We start from the raw sequence: 21,802 nt of genomic DNA, 5'->3' as shown, positions 1-21,802 counted from the left end.
CACCACAGTCACCTATTCGAGTCACCCGCGTGCGGGCCACCCGACCCCGCCCCGCCCCTCACACCGGCCGGGACCGCAATCCCTCCAGCAGGATGTCCAGCAACCGCGCCGACGCCGCCGCCTGCTGCGCCGCGTCCGGCAGCGAAGGCGCCGCCGTGGCGATCACCAGCAGGACGTCCGACACCGACACGTCCGCCCGCAGTTGGCCCGCCGCACGCGCGCGGTCCACGAGTTGGCCCACGACCTCCAGCAGCGCCGTCGCCCCGGCGTCGTAGCCGCCGGCGCCCAAGGACCCCGCCGACTCCTCCGGGACCAGCCGCAACTCGCCCGTGCCCGGCTGGGTCCGCTGCTGCGGCACCCGTGCCTCGTCGAGCAGAGCGCCGCCCTCGGCGATCTCGTCGGCGACACCCACACGCAGCACCTGCGGCGGCAGCAGCCGCCCGGCGCCCGAGGCCACCGACGTCCGCAGGAAGCGCGACAGCGCCGACCACGGCTCGTCCTCCTGGCCGAGCGCCGAACGCGCCTGGTCGGTCAGCCGGGAGGTCTCCTCCTCGGCTATCCGGCGCACCAGGACGTCCTTGCTCGGGAAGCGCCGGTACACCGTGCCGACACCGACCCGCGCGCGTCGCGCGACGTCCTCCATCGGCGCGCCGTACCCGAGTTCGCCGAAGACCTCACGGGCCGCCCGCAGTACGTGCTCCAGATTGCGCTGTGCGTCCACCCGCAACGGCGTCGTCCGCGAGGAGTCCCCGCGTCCGTTTCCCGCCGCTCCGACCGCGCCGCCGGATGCGACGGCTGACGCGGATGTCCAATGAGAATCCTGAATATGCATACACGTTCCCCCGGTTAATGACGTCTCCCCCCGGAGACTCCCCGCCATCGGCAGCCGGAGCATCGTGAGACAAGCCCGGTTCGCGAGCCTCGCTCTTCGCGGACTCGCTGAGCGCATCCCCCTTCACCCCGTCGACACACGAACATAGTTGAGAGGGGGTCAATTCAGAAGGGGCAGGTTCCGCACGGAGCGCCCCCCGATCGGAGTACGGGTCGCATACGTCCCGGTTGCGTCCCCCGGCACCACCTCGATCACCCCCACTGACCTGCGCACCTGCGTCGTACTCCGGCAATTCCGGCGGCCCCGCGCGGCCTCCGCCGCCGGTCACACAATTTGTCGAGGCTGTGGACAAACTCCAGCGCCGGGTGCGTCATGGGATGGTGAAGGAACGCGCGCGCATTCTCGTTGTCGGTGGCGGCTACGTCGGGATGTACACGGCCCTGCGCCTTCAGAAGAAGTTGAAACGTGAAATCAAGCGCGGGCAGGTCGAGATCACCGTCGTCAGTCCCGACCCTTACATGACGTATCAGCCGTTTCTCCCCGAGGCCGCCGCCGGTTCGATCTCCCCCCGCCATGTCGTCGTCCCGCTCCGCCGTGTCCTCGGTCAATGCCGGGTCGTCATCGGCGAGGCCACCGCCATCGACCACGGCAAGCGCACCGCGACCCTCAGCACCCTCGCCACCGAGGAGGAGGGCACCGGCACCGAAGAGCTGTCGTACGACGAACTCGTCCTGGCCCCCGGCTCGATCTCGCGCACCCTCCCGATCCCCGGCCTCGCCGATCACGGCGTCGGCTTCAAGACCGTCGAGGAAGCCATCGGCCTGCGCAACCACGTCATCGAGCAGATGGACATCGCCTCCTCCACCCGCGACCCCGCGATCCGCGACGCGGCCCTGACCTTCGTCTTCGTAGGAGGCGGTTACGCCGGCGTCGAGGCGCTCGCCGAGCTGGAGGACATGGCCCGCTACGCCGTGCGCTACTACCACAACGTCGACGCCGACGACATGAAGTGGATCCTCGTGGAGGCCTCGAACCGCATCCTCCCCGAGGTCGGCGAGGAGATGGGCACCTACACCGTCACCCAGCTCCGCAGACGCAACATCCAGGTCCTCCTGGAGACCCGCCTCGAATCCTGCGTGGACCGCGTCGCCGTCCTCAGCGACGGCCAGCGCTTCCCGACCCGCACCCTCGTGTGGACGGCCGGCGTCAAACCCCACCCCGTCCTCGCCGCCACCGACCTCCCGCTCACCGCGCACGGCCGCCTCGACTGCACCCCGGAGCTGACGATCGCGGGCACCACGCACGCGTGGGCCGCGGGAGACGCGGCGGCCGTCCCCGACGTGACCGCCGACCGGCCCGGCACCCGGACCGCCCCCAACGCCCAACACGCCGTACGCCAGGCCAAGATCCTCGGCGACAACATCGTCCACTCCCTGCGCGACGAGCCCCTGGAGACGTACGCCCACAAGTACGTCGGCTCGGTCGCCTCCCTGGGACTGCACAAAGGCGTCGCGCAGGTCTACGGACGGAAGCTGAAGGGCTACCCTGCCTGGTTCATGCACCGCGTCTACCACCTCAGCAGGGTGCCCACCTTCAACCGCAAGGCCCGCGTGCTCGCCGAATGGACCCTGGCGGGGCTCTTCAAACGGGAGATCGTCTCCCTCGGTTCACTCGAACACCCCCGAGCGGAGTTCGAACTCGCGGCCGGTGGAAAGCCTCCGTACGACCCGAAGGGGTCGAACTGACCGGACCGAGGAACTCCACCGGCCGCCCCGGCGTCTGACGAATATCGACCGGGTCCGCCACACTGCCAGACTGGCCGCGACCGATGTGCGGCTCCCGCCGCGTGGCCCCCGGACCCCCGGCAGGGTCCGGAACCGGCCGACGACATCTACACGAGGCAAGGATTCGTGAACTTCACGCGTTGGAGCGCCCGGCTCCCCGGAACGCAGCGCCGCGCCGCTGCGCGGACCGACCACCCGGTCACCCCGGACCGGCGGGGAGAAGGTTCCGTGCCCGCGGCCCGCGCCGAGCAGCTCACCGACGAGCCGCCACCGGTCCCCGCCGTCGACGACCTGCCCGTCCGCGAGGTCCTCGACCGCGTCCCGGCCCTCGTCGCCCTCGTGCACGGCCCCGACCAGCGCATCGCGTACGTCAACGACGCCTACGTAGCGGCCTTCGGCACCCGCCCCCTGGGCGCACCGGCCCGCGAGGCACTCCCCGAGTTCGACGAACTGGGCCTGCTCCCGCTCCTCGACCAGGTCCTGCGCAGCGGCAAGCCCCGCACCCTCAAGTCCCGCAAGGCCCCCGGCGGCCGCTCGTACACGTTCACCTGCACCCCGGTGGCGAAGAGCGCCGACAGCGCCGAGGGCGGCGTCCTGATCTTCGCCACCGACGTCACCGACCACGCCGAGGCCGCCGAGCGCCTGCGCACGAGCGAACGCCGCCAGCGCGAGACGGCGGTAACCCTCCAGCGCTCGCTCCTCCCGCAGGAACTCGAAGAGCCCGACGACCTGCGCATCGCCGCCACCTACCAGCCCGGCGGCACCGAGGCCGCGGTCGGCGGCGACTGGTACGACGTGATCACCCTCGGCGGCGGCCGCACCGCCCTGGTCATCGGCGACGTGATGGGCCGAGGCGTCCGAGCGGCGGCCGTCATGGGTCAACTCCGCACCGCCGTCCGCGCGTACGCCCGCCTCGACCTGCCCCCGCACGAGATCCTCCAGCTCCTGGACGGCCTCGCCACGGAGATCGACGCCAACCAGATCGCCACCTGCGTGTACGCCATCTTCGACCCGAACGAGGGCCGCCTGGTCTACGCCTCGGCGGGCCACCTCCCGATCCTCGTCCGCGACGAGAGCGGAGCGGTCCAGCGCGCCGACGAACCCACCGGCCCCCCGCTCGGCACCGGCGGCTGGATCCACTCCTCGGGCTCGATCCCGCTCAGCCCCGGCTCCACGGCGGTCCTCTACACGGACGGCCTGGTGGAGCGCAGGGACGAGGACCTCGACGAGGGAATCGCCTCCCTGGAGCGCGCGTTGGCCGGCGCCACCGGCACCCCCCAGGTCGTCTGCGACCGCCTGGTGCGCTCCCTGGGAGTCACCGCGGACCACGACGACGACGTCGCCGTCCTGGTCGTCCGGCACCCGGCCCGCACCGGCCCGGCCGGCGAACTCTTCCGCAACGCCGCCCTGGAGCTGCTCGGCGGAGTGGAAGCAGCCCCACGCGCGCGTGCGTTCGCCTCCGGAGTCCTCACGAGCTGGCGCTTCCCCACCGAACTGCACGACCTCGGCGTCCTGGCCGCCAGCGAACTGGTCGCCAACAGCCTCCAGCACGGCACCCCACCCATGCGCCTGCGCCTGCGCCGCACCGACCGCCGCCTCATCGTCGAGGTCACGGACGGCGACGACCACCTCCCCCGCCGCCGCCGCGCGGAACCGGCCGACGAGTCCGGCCGAGGCATCGCGATCGTCGCCACGATCGCCTCCAACTGGGGCTCCCGCCGCACCCCCGGCGGAGGCAAGGCGGTCTGGTGCGAGTTCGTCCTCCCCAAGACCGCCCCGGTATGAGGCCCTACGCCTCCACGCCCACGGGCTCCACGGCCCCCCGAGCGACGACCCGACTCCCCTTCGCCCGCCACGGCTGATCCTGTACGGCGGTCAACTGCCGCCCCAGCTTCACCGCGAGCAGGCTGATCCCCAGCGAGAACACGAAGAACGTCACGACGTACGGGGCGGGCAGCGAGGCCCCGAGCGGCCCGCCCACCGCGGGCCCCAGGGCCAGCGCGAGCTGCTTCACCAGCGCGAAGGCCGAGTTGTACTGCCCGGCCATCCCCTCCGGCGCCAGATCGGCGACCAGCGGAGCGACGGTCGGCGACAGCATCGCCTCACCGAGCCCGAACAGCGCGTACGTCGACACAAAGGCGGCCGTCGCCATCTCCTGACTCCCGTGCCCCAGCCCCGCGAACCCGGCCGTGACCCACGCCAGCGCCCAGATCAGCCCTACGGCCGCGATCACCCGCGAACGCCGGCGCCGCTCGACGAACTTCAGCACCGCGAACTGCGCGACGACGATCATCGCGGTGTTGGCGGCCAGCGCGGTCCCGAGCACGGACGTCGAGATCCCGGCCGCCTCGACCCCGTACGCACTCAGCCCCGACTCGAACTGCCCGTAGCAGGCGAAGAACAGCACGAAGCCGAGCACGCTGAGCTGCACCATGGCGCGGTTGCCGAGCAGTTGCTTCCAGGCACCCCTGGCCGACGGCGAAGGAGCGTCACCGATCGCGGGCGAGTGCGGCATCCGCACGGTCGACATCACACCGGCGAGCACCAGGAACATCGCCGACTCGATCCCGAAGAGCAGCGTGAACGAGGACGCGCTGGTCGTGTCGACCAGATGACCGCCGATGAGCCCGCCGACGCCGAGCCCGAGGTTCTGCAGAAAGAACTGCATGGCAAAGGCACGCGAGCGCGTGTCCGCCGTAGAACAGTCCACGATCATCGTCGCGAGCGCCGGCTGCATCACGGCCTGCCCGGCCCCGAGCGCGGCGGCCGACAGCAGCACCGCCGTCGCACTGCCCGCCAGCCCCAGACTCATCGACCCTACGGCGGCCAGGACCAGGGCGACGACGAGAACCGGCCGCGGGCCACGCCGGACGATGGCCCGCCCGGCGAACGGCAGCACGATCAGCGCGGCCACGGCGAAGACGGCGAGTACGAGACCCGCCGTCATGGCTCCAAGGCCCCGCACCTGCGCCACATAGACGTACAGGTAGGGGACGGTGAAACCGAGCCCGAACGCGCTGAGTGCGTTTCCCACGTGGATCCGGCGCATCGCTGCGCCCATCGCCCTGGTCACGGTCACCTCAATCAGGTAGTTGGTCTCCTTCGGTACTTCTTAGCCCCGAAGACTTCGAAGCTAAACAGTACATCTAGAAGGACTTCAACGCCAAGCGACCTCCGTGCGATACTGCCGCCCATGGGCGAACCGACACTCGACGAGCAGATCGCCGCCTACCAGCGCGAGTTCAAGGACCTCGACCCCCAGGTCGAGAAGATCGTCTCGGCCCTGGGCCGCCTGACCCGCCGCATGAACGTCGCGTACGGCCGCCAGACCGCGAACCTCGGCATGAGCAGCGCCGAGTGGGAGGTCCTCAAGGCCCTCGTCCTCGCCGGTGCCCCCTACCGGATGGGCCCGAGCGACCTCGCCAAGCGCCTCGGCCTGACGCCGGCCGCGATGACCCACCGGATCGACCGCATGGTCGCCGAGGGACTGGTCACCCGGGAGCGGGACGAGTCCAACCGCGTCCGCGTGATCGTGGAGCTCACGCCCGAAGGCCGCGGCAAGTGGCTGGAGGCGATGCGCATGGCGACCGTCTTCGAGGAGGACCTCCTCCAGGACCTCTCCCCGGAGGAGCGCACCGTCCTCGGTGAGGTCCTGACCCGCCTGCTGCGCAGGGTGGAGCACGCCCAGCCGGACGCCGGCGGCCGGCTCAGCGACCTGGACTGAGCCCGACCGGCCTCGGCCGGTCTCGCAATAAAAGATCTTGACAGAGGGTGCTTGACAGCACCTTGCTCGATCCGTAAAGTTCTCCGGGTTGCCGCCGAGCCGTAACGGTTCTCCGGCAGCACCTCCGCCGCAACAGCGGCAACCCAAACCAACCGCACGATCTCCCAACGGGATTGATTTCGGCGTGCCCGAATTCAATTCGATTTGGGCCCGGCTGTGTTCGATCAGGTCACTGGACCTCGATTGGAACTCCACCGGGGGAATCGGCTAAGGTTTGAGACGTCGGAACGGCCCAAGGGCCGGGAAGGCAGCCCACTCTGACTGGGAGTCAGGCCCGAAAGGATCTGATAGAGTCGGAACCGCCGGAAAGGGAAACGCGGAAGCGGAAACCTGGAAAGCACCGAGGAAATCGGGACCGGAAACGGTCTGATAGAGTCGGAAACGCAAGACCGAAGGGAAAAGCCCGGAGGAAAGCCCGAGAGGGTGAGTACAAAGGAAGCGTCCGTTCCTTGAGAACTCAACAGCGTGCCAAAAATCAACGCCAGATATGTTGATACCCCGTCTCCAGCCATCATCTGATGTCTGGGACGAGGTTCCTTTGAAGAAAACATACAGCGAGGACGCTGTGAACGGTCGGGCTTATTCCGCCTGACTGTTCCGCTCTCGTGTGTGTCGTTCCCGATTACGGGAAAACATTCACGGAGAGTTTGATCCTGGCTCAGGACGAACGCTGGCGGCGTGCTTAACACATGCAAGTCGAACGATGAACCACTTCGGTGGGGATTAGTGGCGAACGGGTGAGTAACACGTGGGCAATCTGCCCTGCACTCTGGGACAAGCCCTGGAAACGGGGTCTAATACCGGATAACACTCCCGCACTCATGTGTGGGGGTTAAAAGCTCCGGCGGTGCAGGATGAGCCCGCGGCCTATCAGCTTGTTGGTGAGGTAATGGCTCACCAAGGCGACGACGGGTAGCCGGCCTGAGAGGGCGACCGGCCACACTGGGACTGAGACACGGCCCAGACTCCTACGGGAGGCAGCAGTGGGGAATATTGCACAATGGGCGAAAGCCTGATGCAGCGACGCCGCGTGAGGGATGACGGCCTTCGGGTTGTAAACCTCTTTCAGCAGGGAAGAAGCGAAAGTGACGGTACCTGCAGAAGAAGCGCCGGCTAACTACGTGCCAGCAGCCGCGGTAATACGTAGGGCGCAAGCGTTGTCCGGAATTATTGGGCGTAAAGAGCTCGTAGGCGGCTTGTCACGTCGGGTGTGAAAGCCCGGGGCTTAACCCCGGGTCTGCATTCGATACGGGCTAGCTAGAGTGTGGTAGGGGAGATCGGAATTCCTGGTGTAGCGGTGAAATGCGCAGATATCAGGAGGAACACCGGTGGCGAAGGCGGATCTCTGGGCCATTACTGACGCTGAGGAGCGAAAGCGTGGGGAGCGAACAGGATTAGATACCCTGGTAGTCCACGCCGTAAACGGTGGGAACTAGGTGTTGGCGACATTCCACGTCGTCGGTGCCGCAGCTAACGCATTAAGTTCCCCGCCTGGGGAGTACGGCCGCAAGGCTAAAACTCAAAGGAATTGACGGGGGCCCGCACAAGCAGCGGAGCATGTGGCTTAATTCGACGCAACGCGAAGAACCTTACCAAGGCTTGACATACACCGGAAAGCATTAGAGATAGTGCCCCCCTTGTGGTCGGTGTACAGGTGGTGCATGGCTGTCGTCAGCTCGTGTCGTGAGATGTTGGGTTAAGTCCCGCAACGAGCGCAACCCTTGTCCTGTGTTGCCAGCGTGCCCTTCGGGGTGACGGGGACTCACAGGAGACCGCCGGGGTCAACTCGGAGGAAGGTGGGGACGACGTCAAGTCATCATGCCCCTTATGTCTTGGGCTGCACACGTGCTACAATGGCCGGTACAATGAGCTGCGATACCGTGAGGTGGAGCGAATCTCAAAAAGCCGGTCTCAGTTCGGATTGGGGTCTGCAACTCGACCCCATGAAGTCGGAGTTGCTAGTAATCGCAGATCAGCATTGCTGCGGTGAATACGTTCCCGGGCCTTGTACACACCGCCCGTCACGTCACGAAAGTCGGTAACACCCGAAGCCGGTGGCCCAACCCCTTGTGGGAGGGAGCTGTCGAAGGTGGGACTGGCGATTGGGACGAAGTCGTAACAAGGTAGCCGTACCGGAAGGTGCGGCTGGATCACCTCCTTTCTAAGGAGCACTTCTTACCGATCCCTTCGGGGTGAGGTCAGAGGCCAGTTCATCAGCGAACGTCTGATGCTGGTTGCTCAAGGGTGGAACGTTGATTATTCGGTGTCGCCGTCCGTCTCGGGCTGCAAGTACTGCTCTTCGGAGCGTGGAAAGCTGATCAGAGCGGTGGGGATGCCGGGCACGCTGTTGGGTGTCTGAGGGTACGGCTGTGAAGCCGCCTTCAGTGCCGACCCCGGTAAAGCATCGCGTGAGTGGTGTGTGACGGGTGGTTGGTCGTTGTTTGAGAACTGCACAGTGGACGCGAGCATCTGTGGCCAAGTTTTTAAGGGCGCACGGTGGATGCCTTGGCACCAGGAACCGATGAAGGACGTGGGAGGCCACGATAGTCCCCGGGGAGTCGTCAACCAGGCTTTGATCCGGGGGTTTCCGAATGGGGAAACCCGGCAGTCGTCATGGGCTGTCACCCGCTGCTGAACACATAGGCAGTGTGGAGGGAACGCGGGGAAGTGAAACATCTCAGTACCCGCAGGAAGAGAAAACAACCGTGATTCCGGGAGTAGTGGCGAGCGAAACCGGATGAGGCCAAACCGTATGCGTGTGAGACCCGGCAGGGGTTGCGTATACGGGGTTGTGGGATCTCTCTTTCACAGTCTGCCGGCTGTGAGGCGAGTCAGAAACCGTTGATGTAGGCGAAGGACATGCGAAAGGTCCGGCGTAGAGGGTAAGACCCCCGTAGCTGAAACATTAACGGCTCGTTTGAGAGACACCCAAGTAGCACGGGGCCCGAGAAATCCCGTGTGAATCTGGCGGGACCACCCGTTAAGCCTAAATATTCCCTGGTGACCGATAGCGGATAGTACCGTGAGGGAATGGTGAAAAGTACCGCGGGAGCGGAGTGAAATAGTACCTGAAACCGTGTGCCTACAAGCCGTGGGAGCGTCGGAGTGCATGCTTGCATGCACTCTCGTGACTGCGTGCCTTTTGAAGAATGAGCCTGCGAGTTTGCGGTGTGTTGCGAGGTTAACCCGTGTGGGGAAGCCGTAGCGAAAGCGAGTCCGAATAGGGCGGTTTAGTAGCGCGCTCAAGACCCGAAGCGGAGTGATCTAGCCATGGGCAGGTTGAAGCGGAGGTAAGACTTCGTGGAGGACCGAACCCACCAGGGTTGAAAACCTGGGGGATGACCTGTGGTTAGGGGTGAAAGGCCAATCAAACTCCGTGATAGCTGGTTCTCCCCGAAATGCATTTAGGTGCAGCGTCGTGTGTTTCTTGCCGGAGGTAGAGCACTGGATAGGCGATGGGCCCTACCGGGTTACTGACCTTAGCCAAACTCCGAATGCCGGTAAGTGAGAGCACGGCAGTGAGACTGTGGGGGATAAGCTCCATGGTCGAGAGGGAAACAGCCCAGAGCATCGACTAAGGCCCCTAAGCGTACGCTAAGTGGGAAAGGATGTGGAGTCGCAGAGACAACCAGGAGGTTGGCTTAGAAGCAGCCACCCTTGAAAGAGTGCGTAATAGCTCACTGGTCTAGTGATTCCGCGCCGACAATGTAGCGGGGCTCAAGCGTACCGCCGAAGTCGTGTCATTCATACAATAGGGCCAACGCCTGTATGGATGGGTAGGGGAGCGTCGTGTGCCGGGTGAAGCCGCAGCGGAAGCTAGTGGTGGACGGTTCACGAGTGAGAATGCAGGCATGAGTAGCGATACACACGTGAGAAACGTGTGCGCCGATTGACTAAGGGTTCCTGGGTCAAGCTGATCTGCCCAGGGTAAGTCGGGACCTAAGGCGAGGCCGACAGGCGTAGTCGATGGATAACCGGTTGATATTCCGGTACCCGCTGTGAAGCGTCAAACATTGAACCAGGCGATGCTAAGTCCGTGAAGCCGTTCCGGACCCTTCGGGGAATGGAAAGTGGTGGAGCCGACGGACCAGACCTGCAGTAGGTGAGTGATGGGGTGACGCAGGAAGGTAGTCCATCCCGGGCGGTGGTTGTCCCGGGGTAAGGGTGTAGGACGTGGTCTAGGCAAATCCGGATCACACATAGTCTGAGACCTGATGCCGAGCCGATTGTGGTGAAGTGGATGATCCTATGCTGTCGAGAAAAGCCTCTAGCGAGTTTCATGGCGGCCCGTACCCTAAACCGACTCAGGTGGTCAGGTAGAGAATACCGAGGCGTTCGGGTGAACTATGGTTAAGGAACTCGGCAAAATGCCCCCGTAACTTCGGGAGAAGGGGGGCCATCACCGGTGATTGAATTTACTTCATGAGCTGGGGGTGGCCGCAGAGACCAGCGAGAAGCGACTGTTTACTAAAAACACAGGTCCGTGCGAAGCCGTAAGGCGATGTATACGGACTGACGCCTGCCCGGTGCTGGAACGTTAAGGGGACCGGTTAGTCCAACTTCGGTTGGGCGAAGCTGAGAACTTAAGCGCCAGTAAACGGCGGTGGTAACTATAACCATCCTAAGGTAGCGAAATTCCTTGTCGGGTAAGTTCCGACCTGCACGAATGGCGTAACGACTTCTCGACTGTCTCAACCATAGGCCCGGTGAAATTGCACTACGAGTAAAGATGCTCGTTTCGCGCAGCAGGACGGAAAGACCCCGGGACCTTTACTACAGTTTGATATTGGTGTTCGGTTCGGCTTGTGTAGGATAGCTGGGAGACTTTGAACCTCGGACGCCAGTTCGGGGGGAGTCGTCGTTGAAATACCAGTCTGGTCGTGCTGGATGTCTAACCTGGGTCCGTGATCCGGATCAGGGACAGTGTCTGATGGGTAGTTTAACTGGGGCGGTTGCCTCCTAAAGAGTAACGGAGGCGCCCAAAGGTTCCCTCAGCCTGGTTGGCAATCAGGTGTTGAGTGTAAGTGCACAAGGGAGCTTGACTGTGAGACCGACGGGTCGAGCAGGGACGAAAGTCGGGACTAGTGATCCGGCGGTGGCTTGTGGAAGCGCCGTCGCTCAACGGATAAAAGGTACCCCGGGGATAACAGGCTGATCTTCCCCAAGAGTCCATATCGACGGGATGGTTTGGCACCTCGATGTCGGCTCGTCGCATCCTGGGGCTGGAGTCGGTCCCAAGGGTTGGGCTGTTCGCCCATTAAAGCGGTACGCGAGCTGGGTTTAGAACGTCGTGAGACAGTTCGGTCCCTATCCGCTGCGCGCGCAGGAACATTGAGAAGGGCTGTCCCTAGTACGAGAGGACCGGGACGGACGAACCTCTGGTGTGCCAGTTGTTCTGCCAAGGGCATGGCTGGTTGGCTACGTTCGGGAGGGATAACCGCTGAAAGCATCTAAGCGGGAAGCCTGCTTCGAGATGAGTGTTCCCACCCCCTTGAGGGGTTAAGGCTCCCAGTAGACGACTGGGTTGATAGGCCGGATCTGGAAGGCGGGTAACCGCTGGAGGTGACCGGTACTAATAGGCCGAGGGCTTGTCCTCAGTTGCTCGCGTCCACTGTGTTGGTTCTGAAACCACGAACAACCCCACACCCCTGGGTTATGCGGGGTGTGGTGCGGTTGTCTGTTTCATAGTGTTTCGGTGGTCATAGCGTGAGGGAAACGCCCGGTTACATTCCGAACCCGGAAGCTAAGCCTTACAGCGCCGATGGTACTGCAGGGGGGACCCTGTGGGAGAGTAGGACGCCGCCGAACAAATATTGCGAAAACCCCCGTACCGTTAAATCGGTACGGGGGTTTTCTGCGTTTAAGCTACCGTGGCTCACATGAACTACAAGATCCGTTCGATACGCGCTGACGAGTGGGTCGCGGCGAAGGAACTGCGGCTCGTCGCCCTGCAGGATCCCGTCGCGCACCTTGCCTTCCTGGAGACCTACGACGAGGCGGCGGCCAGGCCGGACTCCTTCTATCAGGAGCGGGCCGTAGGAGCTGCCGAAGGGGCTTACGGCGCTCAGCAGATCATTGCCGAGGGGCCGGAGGGCGAGTGGGTCGGGACGCTGACCGTGCTGCTTGAGGAGGCCGGGTCGGTCGACTGGGCCGGCTACGAGGTCGAGCGGAAGCAGGGGCACATCGTCGCGGTGTTCGTGCGCTCGGAGGTCCGGGGCATCGGCCTGACCGAGGTGCTCTTCGACGCGGCGCTGGAGTGGGCCTGGGGGCGCGGGGCCGAGCGGGTGCGGCTCATCGTGCATGAGGACAACGAACGGGCCCGGCGCTTCTACGGCAAGGCCGGCTTCGCTCCCACGGGCGTCACCGTGCCCTTGGGCGAGCACGCGGACCAGCTTGAGGTGGAGATGGCGGTCGAGCGGCTGTAGGCGTACTGCCGTTGAGTCCTGTTGCTATGCCGGGAGTTCGTGGTGCGGCCAGCGGGCCCTGGCCTGTTCTCTGGAGCGGAGCAGGGCCAGGGTCGGCAGGCCTCGGTCCGCTCCTGTGGCCAGGAGCTCGGGGAGTTGCGGGAGCGGGGCCACGGCGGCTACGTCGTCCAGGACAAGGGTCATTGGTGGGTCGAGGCGACCGGCCGATGACCGTTCGGCCATGTGCCGGCCGCGCTCGACCACGCTTGATGCGAGGGCGGTGAGGAGAGGCATCGCGCCCGGGTTTGTACGGGGGTCCTCGATGGATTCACCGACCAGATAAAGCGTGCCCCCTTCGTTCGCGAAGGAATCCAAGGAGAGCGCGTCAGTTCGGTTGGGTGTGCAGGCTTCGCGGATGTTGACCGTGAAGAGGGAGGACAGCGCGCGGCTCGTCAACTCCTGGGCGATGTCCCGGCGTTCGGGGTGGGACGTGAGGGCCGCTTCCAGTTCGCCTGCCGCGCCGGGGGCCGCCTTGGGGTTGGTGCGGAGGATACGTACCGCGTCCTGGATCTGGGTGCCCTGGGACCAGCGGTGGACGTGGCGGACGGTGCGGCCGTCGATGGCGGCGGCGTGCAGGTAGCTGCGGAGGAGTGTTTCGGCGGTGTCCGCGGTTGTCCGGTCGATCTTTGCGGTGGGTCTTACCGGGAAGAGGAGTGCGGTGGCTCTTTCCACCGCTGTCCGTTTGTCCTCGCAGCCGGTGGTGGGGGACCAGTGGAGGCGGGCCGGGGTGTCGCAGAGGTGGGTGGGGTCGTAGAGGAGGACCGGGCCCAGTTTGGCTCGGGCATCCTTGGTGTCCTGCCAGACCGTCTTGTTCGAGGTGATCACCAGGGCTGGGCCTTCCGCGTCCCGTACTGCCTGGGTTGCGGTCGCCTGGCGGCTCTCCGGCGGTGCCACGAAGATTTTTTCCCACCCGCCAACCCGTTCGCCGTTCATTGGAGAGGCTGAGGTGAGGGGCGCCGCGCTCGGCGCCTGTTCGAGGAGCGCCGTCGGCTGTGGCTGTGGCTCTGGTCTCGGTGCTGGTACTTCCTGAACTTCCGGTGCCTGTACCTCCGTTCGGCTCCTCGCCCGTACCGCGCGCCATCTCGCCAGCGTGCCCATCACGAACACCGTCAGGACGACCAGGATCATCAACTGGCCGATGAACAGGCCCCAGAAGAGGCCGTAGCCGGAGAACTCGGCGGGTGGGGACTGGGGCCAGGCGCCGGCGATGTCGTGTGGCTTGGCGATCAGGTGGCGCATGGCCGTCGGGGTGCGGGCGAAGGTGACGCCGGTCGGCCAACTGCCCTTGGAGAACAGGGCGGCCAGGCCCGTCGCCGACCACACCAGCAGCGTCATGCCGATGAGGAACGCAAGCAGGCTCACCAACAGGCCGTCGGGGATGCCCCCTTGGCGTTCGCGTCCACCGTCGTCCGGTCTCATGTCATGCCACCGCCGTTCACGCCACCGTGGACTCGGAGGAGCCGTCGAGATCGCTCAACTGCTGTTCCATGAAGGCCGCCGCGCGTTCTTCCGCCTCCAACTCGGCGGCGCGCAGGGCGTCGTCGGTCACTTCGCGGTCGTGGTCGCGGGAGGACTGGGTCATCGCGCGGTCGGTGAAGACGAGGGGGCGTTCCGTCTCGGTGATCAGGTGTTTGACCACCTGGACGTTGCCGTTGACGTCCCAGACCGCGATGCCGGGGGTGAGGGTGGGGATGATCTCCACCGCCCAGCGTGGGAGTCCCAACACCCGGCCCGTGGCGCGTGCTTCGTCCGCCTTCTGGGCGTAGATCGTCCTCGTCGACGCCATTTTCAGGATCGCTGCCGCTTCCTTCGCGGCAGCTCCGTCCACAACGTCCGACAAGTGGTGGACCACCGCCACGAACGAAAGGCCCAGGCGGCGGCCGAACTTCAGCAGGCGCTGGAAGAGTTGGGCCACGAAGGGGCTGTTGATGATGTGCCAGGCCTCCTCGACCAGGAAGATGCGCTTCTTCCGGTCGGGGCGGATCCAGGTGTGCTCCAGCCAGACGCCGACGATCGCCATCAGGATGGGCATGGCGATGGAGTTGCGGTCGATGTGGGACAGGTCGAAGACGATGAGCGGGGCGTCGAGGTCGATGCCTACCGTCGTCGGGCCGTCGAACATGCCGCGGAGGTCGCCGTCGACCAGGCGGTCGATGACGAGGGCCACGTCCAGGCCCCATGCCCTTACGTCGTCTATGGCGACGTTCATCGCCTCGGCCGACTCCGGTTCGGGGTGCCGTAGTTGCTCGACGATGTCCATGAGGACCGGCTGGCGTTCGACGATCGTCTCGTTGACGTAGGCGTGGGCGACCTTGAGGGCGAAGCCGGAGCGTTCGTCCAGGCCGTGGCCCATCGCCACCTCGATGATCGTGCGGAGCAGGGCGAGTTGGCCTGTCGTGGTGATCGCCGGGTCGAGGGGGTTGAGGCGGATTCCCATGTCCAGGGCGGCTGTTGGGTCCAGGCGGATGGGGGTTATCCCCAACTCCTCCGCGATCAGGTTCCATTCACCCACTCCGTCCTCGCCCTGGGCGTCCAGGACGACCACCTGGCGGTCGCGGAAGCGCAGTTGGCGTAGGACGTACGTCTTCTCCAGGGCCGACTTGCCGTTCCCGGACTCGCCGAGCACCAGCCAGTGGGGGGCGGGGAGTTGCTGGCCGTAGAGCTGGAAGGGGTCGTAGATGTAGCCCTTGCCGGAGTAGACCTCGCGGCCGATGATGACGCCCGAGTCGCCCAACCCGGGGGCGGCCGTGGGGAGATAGACCGCCTGGGCCTGGCCTGTCGAGGTGCGGACCGGGAGGCGGGTGGACTCGATCTTTCCGAAGAGGAAGGACGTGAAGGCGTCGGTGAGGACGGACAGCGGATCCCGCATCTGAGTCCCTACCTCCGGATGCCGGTGGCGAACGGCAGTGTGTTCACAAACGCGCGGTGGTGCTCGCGGTCGCACCACTCCAGCTTCAGATACGACTTGCCGGCGGACGCCCTTATCGTGCGCTTGTCGCGCGCGAGGGCCTCGGGGTTGCGGGAGGAGACGGTGATGTAGCCGACGAGGTTCACACCGGCCGCGCCGCTCGCCAGGTCCTCGCCGCGCTGGTCCATGCGGCCGTGGGCGGCCACGTCACGGGGGTCGACGGTGCGGTTCATCTTGGCGGCGCGGGAGGCGTCGGCCTCGTCGTTCGTCTTCTCGGTCAGCATGCGCTCGATGGCGACCTCGGTGGGTTCGAGGTCCATCGTGACGGCGACCGTGCGGATCACGTCCGGGGTGTGGACCAGCAGCGGGGCAAGGAAGTTGACGCCCACGGGGGTCATCGGCCACTCCTTCACCCAGGCCGTGGCGTGGCACCACGGCTCGCGGGTCGACGACTCACGGGTCTTCGCCTGGAGGAACGTCGGTTCCATGGCGTCGAGTTCGGCCGGCCAGGCGTTGCGCTTCGTCATCGCCTGGAGGTGGTCGATGGAGTGGTCCGGGTCGTACATGGAGTGGATGAGCGAGGCGAGCCGGCCCTGGCCGAGCGGCTGCCGTACGCGGATGTCCGCCTCCTGCAACCGCGAGCAGATGTCGGTGAGTTCACGCGCCATGACGACCGCGAGGCCGGCGTCCCGGTCGAGCTTGCGGCCCGCGTGCGGGCGGGACGCGCGGGCCATCGCGTGGGCCTCGGCGGAGAGTTCGCGGGTGAAGTGCATACAGGCGACGAGGTAGGCGCGGTGCTGCTCGCTGCTGGTGGACACCATCGACTGCAGTTGGTCGTACGACTGCTGTAGCCAGCTCAGTGCCTTCTCGTCGCCGCGTTGGGCGACGTCCTTGGCGTGTGCGTCGGGGTCGGCGGGGAGCGTGCGGGCGAGCATCTGGATGCGGGTGACGAAGCCGTCGCCGTTCGCCACGTGCTTGAGGAGCGTGCCGAAGCGGTCGACGAGGGCTTCCTGGTCCTCGCTGTCGCGCAGGCCGACGCCCGGGCCCTCGATCTCGATCGCCGCGGTGACCGTACGGCGGTCGGCGTGCAGGAGTACGGCGATCTCGTCCGGGCCGAAGGGGGCGGCCAGCCAGTTGATGCGGCCGATGCCGGGCGGCGGGCCGATCTCGACCTCGCGGCCGTCGAGGTGGACGCCGGCCTCCATGACGGAGGAGCGGTACGTCGTGCCGTTGCGCAGGGTCCGCTTGTAACTGCGGTTGATCTCGAACCACTTGTAGAACGTGCGGCGCTTGTACGGCACGTAGACCGCCATCAGCGCGAGCATCGGGAAGCCGGTCAGCAGCACGATGCGCAGGGAGAGGACGGGGACGAGGAGTCCGCTCATCATGCCGAGGAAGGCGCCCAGGATGATGAGCGCGATCTCGCCGGTCTCGCGGTTCTTGCCGACGATCGCGTTCGGCCGGGCTCGGCCGATGAGATATGTCCGGCGGGGCGTGATCGGATGGGACAGGTGGGACTCTGTCGTCAACGCCCTTCACCTCCCGTGCGGTTGTTGCGGGCGTTGCTGGCGTGCGGGGTGTTCGCCGGGCTCTGGCGGGGCGGGGGCGCGGCGGTGGGGACTGCTCCGCCGCCGCCCGAGGAGGGGCGGCTGCTGTGCGCGGCCACGCCGCCGGAGACCGGGTTGGACGGGCGGGCGCCGCCGCCGGACTGGCCGCCACCGCCGCCTCCGCCGTCGTTCGTGCGGGCGCTGTGGGTCTTGATGCCCTGGGCGACCATGGTGGCCGGGGAGCTGATGACCGCGGCGGCCTTGCCTTCGGCGCCCTGCATGATGCGGTTGTTGCGGCCGCCGGCGATCTCGTCGCCGAAGCCGGGGACGAAGCGGTAGATCATCGCGCTGGCGAAGATGGCGAGCAGGATGATCGCGAGGCCGGAGACGACGGCGGAGAAGGAGTCCGGGCCGTCGGCGGAGGACAGCGCTCCGGCCAGGCCGAGCACGATGACGATGACCGGTTTGACCAGGATGACCGCGATCATGATGCCGGCCCAGCGGCGGACGTGGCCCCAGAGGTTCTTGTCGACGAGGCCCGCGTAGACGACGGTGCCGAGGAGGGCGCCGACGTAGAGGAGGGCGGCGCGGATGACGAGCTCCAGCCAGAGGACGCCGGCGGCGAGGATGCTGACCAGCGACACCACGATCAGCATGATCGGGCCGCCGCCGATGTTGTTGCCCTTGGCGAGGGCGCTGGAGAAGTTGCCGAAGAAGGTGTCCGTCTGGTTGCCGGTGGTTTTGGCGAGGACTTCTGTGATGCCGTCGGTGGCGGAGACGACGGTGTACAGGATCAGGGGGGTGAACGCGGAGGCGATGACCGTGAGCCAGAGGAAGCCGATGGCTTCGGAGATCGCGGTGGTGAGGGGGACGCCTCGGACCGCGCGCTTCGCTACCGCGAGGAGCCACAGGAGGAGGGTGAGGATCGTGGACGCGGCGAAGACGACGGCGTACTGCTGAAGGAAACGGGGGTTCGTGAAGTCGACGTTCGCTGTTTCCTTTACCGCTTCGCTGAGCTTGTCGATGGTCCAGGAGGCGGCTTCGGCGCAGCCCTTTCCGAGGGAGGAGAGGGGGTCGGTGGTGTTGGTGACGCTGGGCGTGGTGCCGGAGTTGGAACCCGCTTTGCCGTTCTCGCAGATGTTCTTGGCTTCGCCGACGAGGAGCTTGCACTCCTGGTCCGCCGACGTTGATCCCGACGGTGACGGAGTCGGTGAGGGGGCTGCGACGGCATGGGTGGCCAACAGCACGGCGGTGGTCTGTACGGCGGTGAAGGCGGCCACCACCTTGGCCGCGCGACGCGAGTTACCGGGCATAGGTGAACCCTCCGTACTCCTGGACGGCCTTGGCCATGGCGTCGGCGGTCGATGCCTTGTTGTCGCCGGGAACGGGGGCCGGGCCGTCGCTCTGGGAGAAGCTGTCGGCCTTCCAGTCGTTGTCGGCCCAGCGCAGGTGGAGCGTCAGGGTGAACCAGTCGCTGGTCACCGGGTTGGTCGAGGCCGAGCCCGCTGTGCCGTACAGCCCGGTGCACCAGACCTCCGCCGTTGCCGCGGTGTCCGAATAGCTCGTGACCTTGGTGCCGATGGGCACGGTGCGGGAGACGTAGGTGTTGCCCGCGGTCGCTTCGCCGTTCTCGTCCAGGCCGAGCTTGCTCAGGAAGTCCTTGGAGTAGGCCTGGTCGAGGCTGCTCTCCAGCGAGGCCTGCTTGTCGGAGACGAAGACCTGCCGCACGATCTCGGTCCGCCGGGCCGGCTGGAGGATCTCCGCCGAGACGAGGACCGTCGCGTAGTTGGTCGCCGCGCTCTCCACGCCCTGTTGGTCCTGCGCGAACCCCGCCGGGATCCCGTTCGCCTTCGTCTGCACCGGCTTCGTCCCGCTCGCCGCTGTTGATGCCGTGTCCGGTTTTGAGCCGTTGTTCGTGCTTCCGGTGTTGGACGAGGACGTGCCGTCGTCGCGGTTCGCGAAGGCGATGGCGGCGATGAGGACGACGACGACTCCGACGACCGTCACCAGGCTTCTCGACGACGAGCGGCCGCCTCTGCGGGCGCCGCCGTAGATGTCGCCGGGGGTTTGGGGGTAGCGGGTTCGGGTCTGGCCGGTGCCGCCGTAACCGCCGGAGGTCTCGTGCTCGTCTCCGGGACTCATGCCGGGTACGCCCCTTCGCCGTCGTCCAGAAACGCCTGGAAGTACGACGGTAGCCGTGCTGGTTCCCGCGCGGGCGCGGAGTGGTGACTCGACATCAGGGAAACGCAACCTCAGCCGGTGGGCGCGACGGGCGGGTGGGGTGGGGAGAAGGGGACTGGCTGAACTCGGCTATACGGCCATGCCGTACACGATCGTGAAGAGGGTGCCGAGGGAGCCGATGATGAAGACGCCGGTCAGGCCGGCGACGATGAGGCCCTTGCCCTGTTCCGCGCTGAACGTGTCGCGGAGCGCCGTCGCCCCGATGCGCTGTTTGGCCGCACCCCATACGGCGATACCGAGGCAGAGCAGGATGGCGACCGCCATCACGACCTCGATCATCACCTTCGCCTCGTTGCCCAGGCTGCCGAAGGGGCCCCAGTCCGGAGCGATCCCCCCGATGATGGTGTTGATGTCTCCCTTGTCGGCCGCGGAAAGCATGTAAGTCACCGCCCCTGGTGCGTAGTTCCGCATCCCCTGCTGGTGCGCAGAGGTCATTCGTCATTGTCGCCGACAAAGCCGCCGTCGGATGTCGACTTGGCGTCATTGATTGGCGGGTTTCGTACGAATACACCGTACGGTCACTCTGTGTATCACGGTAGGTAACGCCGGGCAACGAGGTCGGAGCGGAACCTGTCCGTGGTTCGGTCGTTAGCCCCTGATTACGGGATGGGGTTCGTGTCGATGTTCTCATGATGAACGGGCCGCGGCTGGATGCCGCGGCCCGTTCTCCCGTGCCAGGTGTGGCCCCCACGACCCACTGTGGCACGTCATGTGACGGAGGATCAGCTCAGGGTGGGGGGCAGGTCACCGTCAGTTGGCGAAGGCGGAGATGCCCTCCGGGGTGCCCCAGCCGGTCGGGCCGTCGTAGCCGGTGGTGGCGGTGCAGAAGTACGACGTGGTGCAGGAGCCGTTGTTGCCGCTCGTCACGTCGTTGAGGGACGAGGTGCCCGCGTAGTCGTACGGGTACTGCGCGGGGTAGGTGCCGCTGGCCGGGGTGCCGGCGAGGGCGTAGACGCCGGCGATGATCGGGGCGGAGACGCTGGTGCCGCCGAAGGTGTACCAGCCGGCGGTGACGCCGTAGGAGTCGTAGACGGAGACGCCGGTGGCGGGGTCGGCGACGGCGGAGACGTCGGACTCCATGCGCTTGGTGCAGCCGGTGTCGGTCTGCCAGGTGGGCTTGGCGTCGTAGGCGGAGCAGCCGGAGCCGGTGCCCTCGGTGCTGGACGTCTTCCAGACGGTCTCGGTCCAGCCGCGGGTGGTGGAGGAGGTGGAGAGCTTGGTGCCGCCGACTGCCGTCACGTACCGGGACGTTGCCGGGTACTCGGCGCCGTAGGCGCTGTCACCGGAGGAGACGGTGATGGCCACGCCGGCGTGGTTGTAGTACGAGGTGTCGTACGTCGTCTGGGAGGAGGACTCCGAGCCGCCGTAGGAGTTGGAGACGAACTTGGCGCCGAGGGCTACGGCCTCGTTCTCGGCGGTGCCGAGGTTGGCGTAGCTGGCGCTGGTGGCCTCGACGAGGGTGATGTTGCACAGCGGGCAGATCGCGCTCGCCATGTCGAGGTCGAGGGAGATCTCCTCGGACCAGCCGGCGTCGCTGGTGGGGAGGGAGGTCGTGGAGCCGGTCTGGCTGACCTTCTTGAAGCAGCCGTTGGCGACCGTGCAGGCCGAAAGGCCGTAGTACGAACGGTAGGTGGCGAGGTCGGCCTCGGCGTTGGGGTCGTTGTACGCGTCGACGATCGCGATCGTCTCGCCGGAGCCGTTGGAGGCGGCGGCGGAGGTCAGGCCGTAGGCCGCGCGGAGGTTGGTCGGGCTGTAGCCGGAGGGGGTCGTCGCGTCGGCGGCCTTGGGGGTGATGCCGGTCTTCGCGGCCTGCATCTTCTGGAAGGCGGTGAGGCCGCCGGTGACGCGGTAGGACTTGCAGGTGAGATCACCCGTGTGCTTGGGGGTCGCACAGGGGGTCGCGGCGTAGGTCACCGCGGTGGAGGTGGTGGCGCTCTGTGCCGCGTCGGCCTGTACGGCGGTGCCGAGGCCGGTGAAGACGAGTGCGGCGGTGGCTACGGCGGCGGACCCTATGCGGCGCCATCTACCGTGCGTGTGGGGGGAGTCGGGGGTCGTGGTACGCAAGGTGCAGCCTCCTGAGTCGGTGGAACAGGGGCGGTGCGGGTGCGTGTCGCCGGTGCGGTTTCCCCGGCGGTGGGGGGCGGCCCGCGATGACCATCTCTTGTTGAGTACGCGACAACAAGAGGCTGCTGGAATCCTGACTTCCGGCTTACCGAACAGGGTCTGGCCCTTTACCAAACCC

General features: G+C 66.2%; 13 protein-coding genes and 3 rRNA genes. 7 read left to right on the top strand and 9 right to left on the bottom strand.

Annotated features, from left to right (window positions below; translation table 11 throughout):
* Positions 1-58: 58 nt before the first annotated feature.
* Positions 59-832, bottom strand: a complete 774-nt coding sequence (locus OG223_RS25325) for a TetR/AcrR family transcriptional regulator (RefSeq protein ID WP_329252929.1) — start codon at positions 830-832, stop codon at positions 59-61.
* A 377-nt stretch (positions 833-1,209) separates the two neighbouring features.
* On the opposite strand from OG223_RS25325, the gene OG223_RS25320 reads away from it, so the two are divergent.
* Entirely contained in the window at positions 1,210-2,577 is a 1,368-nt protein-coding gene (locus OG223_RS25320) for an NAD(P)/FAD-dependent oxidoreductase (RefSeq protein ID WP_329252926.1), read from the top strand.
* A 165-nt stretch (positions 2,578-2,742) separates the two neighbouring features.
* Positions 2,743-4,401: an ATP-binding SpoIIE family protein phosphatase gene (locus OG223_RS25315; protein WP_329252923.1), complete on the top strand. Its 1,659-nt coding sequence runs from the start codon at positions 2,743-2,745 to the stop codon at positions 4,399-4,401.
* A 4-nt stretch (positions 4,402-4,405) separates the two neighbouring features.
* On the opposite strand, the gene OG223_RS25310 is transcribed toward OG223_RS25315, so the two are convergent.
* Positions 4,406-5,689 carry an MFS transporter gene (locus OG223_RS25310; protein ID WP_329265456.1) on the bottom strand — a complete coding sequence of 428 codons (1,284 nt, stop codon included), beginning with the start codon at positions 5,687-5,689 and terminating at the stop codon, positions 4,406-4,408.
* Positions 5,690-5,809: 120 nt separating this feature from the next.
* On the opposite strand from OG223_RS25310, the gene OG223_RS25305 reads away from it, so the two are divergent.
* The 5 genes from OG223_RS25305 to OG223_RS25285 all read left to right on the top strand — a co-directional run bounded on the left by OG223_RS25305 (position 5,810) and on the right by OG223_RS25285 (position 12,825).
* A complete protein-coding gene (locus tag OG223_RS25305; protein ID WP_329252920.1) occupies positions 5,810-6,340 on the top strand; it encodes a MarR family winged helix-turn-helix transcriptional regulator in 531 nt (176 codons plus the stop codon).
* Between the two features lie 695 nt (positions 6,341-7,035).
* Positions 7,036-8,561: ribosomal RNA gene (locus OG223_RS25300) — 16S ribosomal RNA — on the top strand.
* Positions 8,562-8,873: 312 nt separating this feature from the next.
* A 23S ribosomal RNA gene (locus tag OG223_RS25295) occupies positions 8,874-11,996 on the top strand.
* Between the two features lie 95 nt (positions 11,997-12,091).
* A 5S ribosomal RNA gene (rrf, locus tag OG223_RS25290) occupies positions 12,092-12,208 on the top strand.
* Together the 16S, 23S and 5S rRNA genes form the textbook arrangement of a ribosomal RNA operon.
* A 71-nt stretch (positions 12,209-12,279) precedes the next feature.
* Positions 12,280-12,825 carry a GNAT family N-acetyltransferase gene (locus tag OG223_RS25285; RefSeq protein ID WP_329252916.1) on the top strand — a complete coding sequence of 182 codons (546 nt, stop codon included), beginning with the start codon at positions 12,280-12,282 and terminating at the stop codon, positions 12,823-12,825.
* A 24-nt stretch (positions 12,826-12,849) separates the two neighbouring features.
* On the opposite strand, the gene OG223_RS25280 is transcribed toward OG223_RS25285, so the two are convergent.
* The 7 genes from OG223_RS25280 to OG223_RS25250 form a co-directional block, all read right to left on the bottom strand.
* Positions 12,850-14,283, bottom strand: coding sequence for a type IV secretory system conjugative DNA transfer family protein (locus OG223_RS25280; RefSeq protein WP_329252913.1), 1,434 nt, complete (start codon positions 14,281-14,283; stop codon positions 12,850-12,852).
* A gap of 16 nt (positions 14,284-14,299) precedes the next feature.
* Positions 14,300-15,733: an ATP-binding protein gene (locus tag OG223_RS25275; protein ID WP_200691182.1), complete on the bottom strand. Its 1,434-nt coding sequence runs from the start codon at positions 15,731-15,733 to the stop codon at positions 14,300-14,302.
* An 8-nt stretch (positions 15,734-15,741) separates the two neighbouring features.
* The gene (locus OG223_RS25270) at positions 15,742-17,301 is read right to left on the bottom strand and encodes an SCO6880 family protein (RefSeq protein ID WP_043672924.1); all 1,560 of its coding nucleotides are present in this window, start codon (positions 17,299-17,301) and stop codon (positions 15,742-15,744) included.
* Positions 17,298-18,632 (bottom strand): hypothetical protein, encoded by a 1,335-nt coding sequence (locus OG223_RS25265; RefSeq protein ID WP_329252906.1) that lies wholly within the window; start codon positions 18,630-18,632, stop codon positions 17,298-17,300. The genes OG223_RS25270 and OG223_RS25265 overlap by 4 nt, the downstream gene beginning before the upstream one ends.
* Positions 18,622-19,461: a hypothetical protein gene (locus OG223_RS25260; protein WP_329252904.1), complete on the bottom strand. Its 840-nt coding sequence runs from the start codon at positions 19,459-19,461 to the stop codon at positions 18,622-18,624. The genes OG223_RS25265 and OG223_RS25260 overlap by 11 nt, the downstream gene beginning before the upstream one ends.
* 168 nt (positions 19,462-19,629) lie before the next feature.
* Positions 19,630-19,938, bottom strand: coding sequence for a hypothetical protein (locus tag OG223_RS25255; protein WP_033281366.1), 309 nt, complete (start codon positions 19,936-19,938; stop codon positions 19,630-19,632).
* Between the two features lie 372 nt (positions 19,939-20,310).
* On the bottom strand, positions 20,311-21,624 hold the full coding sequence (locus OG223_RS25250; protein ID WP_329252899.1) for a S53 family peptidase: 1,314 nt from the start codon (positions 21,622-21,624) through the stop codon (positions 20,311-20,313).
* Positions 21,625-21,802 lie beyond the last annotated feature (178 nt).

Origin of the sequence: Streptomyces sp. NBC_01478 (genome assembly GCF_036227225.1) — a bacterium.
Classification (GTDB): domain Bacteria; phylum Actinomycetota; class Actinomycetes; order Streptomycetales; family Streptomycetaceae; genus Streptomyces.
The sequence above is the reverse complement of the archived record's forward strand: the minus strand, read 5'-3'. Positions and strand labels throughout refer to the sequence as shown.

What these genes read in the sequence shown, in the direction of transcription:
- OG223_RS25325 (WP_329252929.1), bottom strand. Translation starts at nt 832, where the DNA reads ATGCATATTCAGGATTCTCATTGGACATCCGCGTCAGCCGTCGCATCC.
- OG223_RS25320 (WP_329252926.1), top strand. Translation starts at nt 1,210, where the DNA reads ATGGTGAAGGAACGCGCGCGCATTCTCGTTGTCGGTGGCGGCTACGTC.
- OG223_RS25305 (WP_329252920.1), top strand. Translation starts at nt 5,810, where the DNA reads ATGGGCGAACCGACACTCGACGAGCAGATCGCCGCCTACCAGCGCGAG.
- OG223_RS25285 (WP_329252916.1), top strand. Translation starts at nt 12,280, where the DNA reads ATGAACTACAAGATCCGTTCGATACGCGCTGACGAGTGGGTCGCGGCG.
- OG223_RS25280 (WP_329252913.1), bottom strand. Translation starts at nt 14,283, where the DNA reads ATGAGACCGGACGACGGTGGACGCGAACGCCAAGGGGGCATCCCCGAC.
- OG223_RS25275 (WP_200691182.1), bottom strand. Translation starts at nt 15,733, where the DNA reads ATGCGGGATCCGCTGTCCGTCCTCACCGACGCCTTCACGTCCTTCCTC.
- OG223_RS25265 (WP_329252906.1), bottom strand. Translation starts at nt 18,632, where the DNA reads ATGCCCGGTAACTCGCGTCGCGCGGCCAAGGTGGTGGCCGCCTTCACC.
- OG223_RS25260 (WP_329252904.1), bottom strand. Translation starts at nt 19,461, where the DNA reads ATGAGTCCCGGAGACGAGCACGAGACCTCCGGCGGTTACGGCGGCACC.
- OG223_RS25255 (WP_033281366.1), bottom strand. Translation starts at nt 19,938, where the DNA reads ATGCTTTCCGCGGCCGACAAGGGAGACATCAACACCATCATCGGGGGG.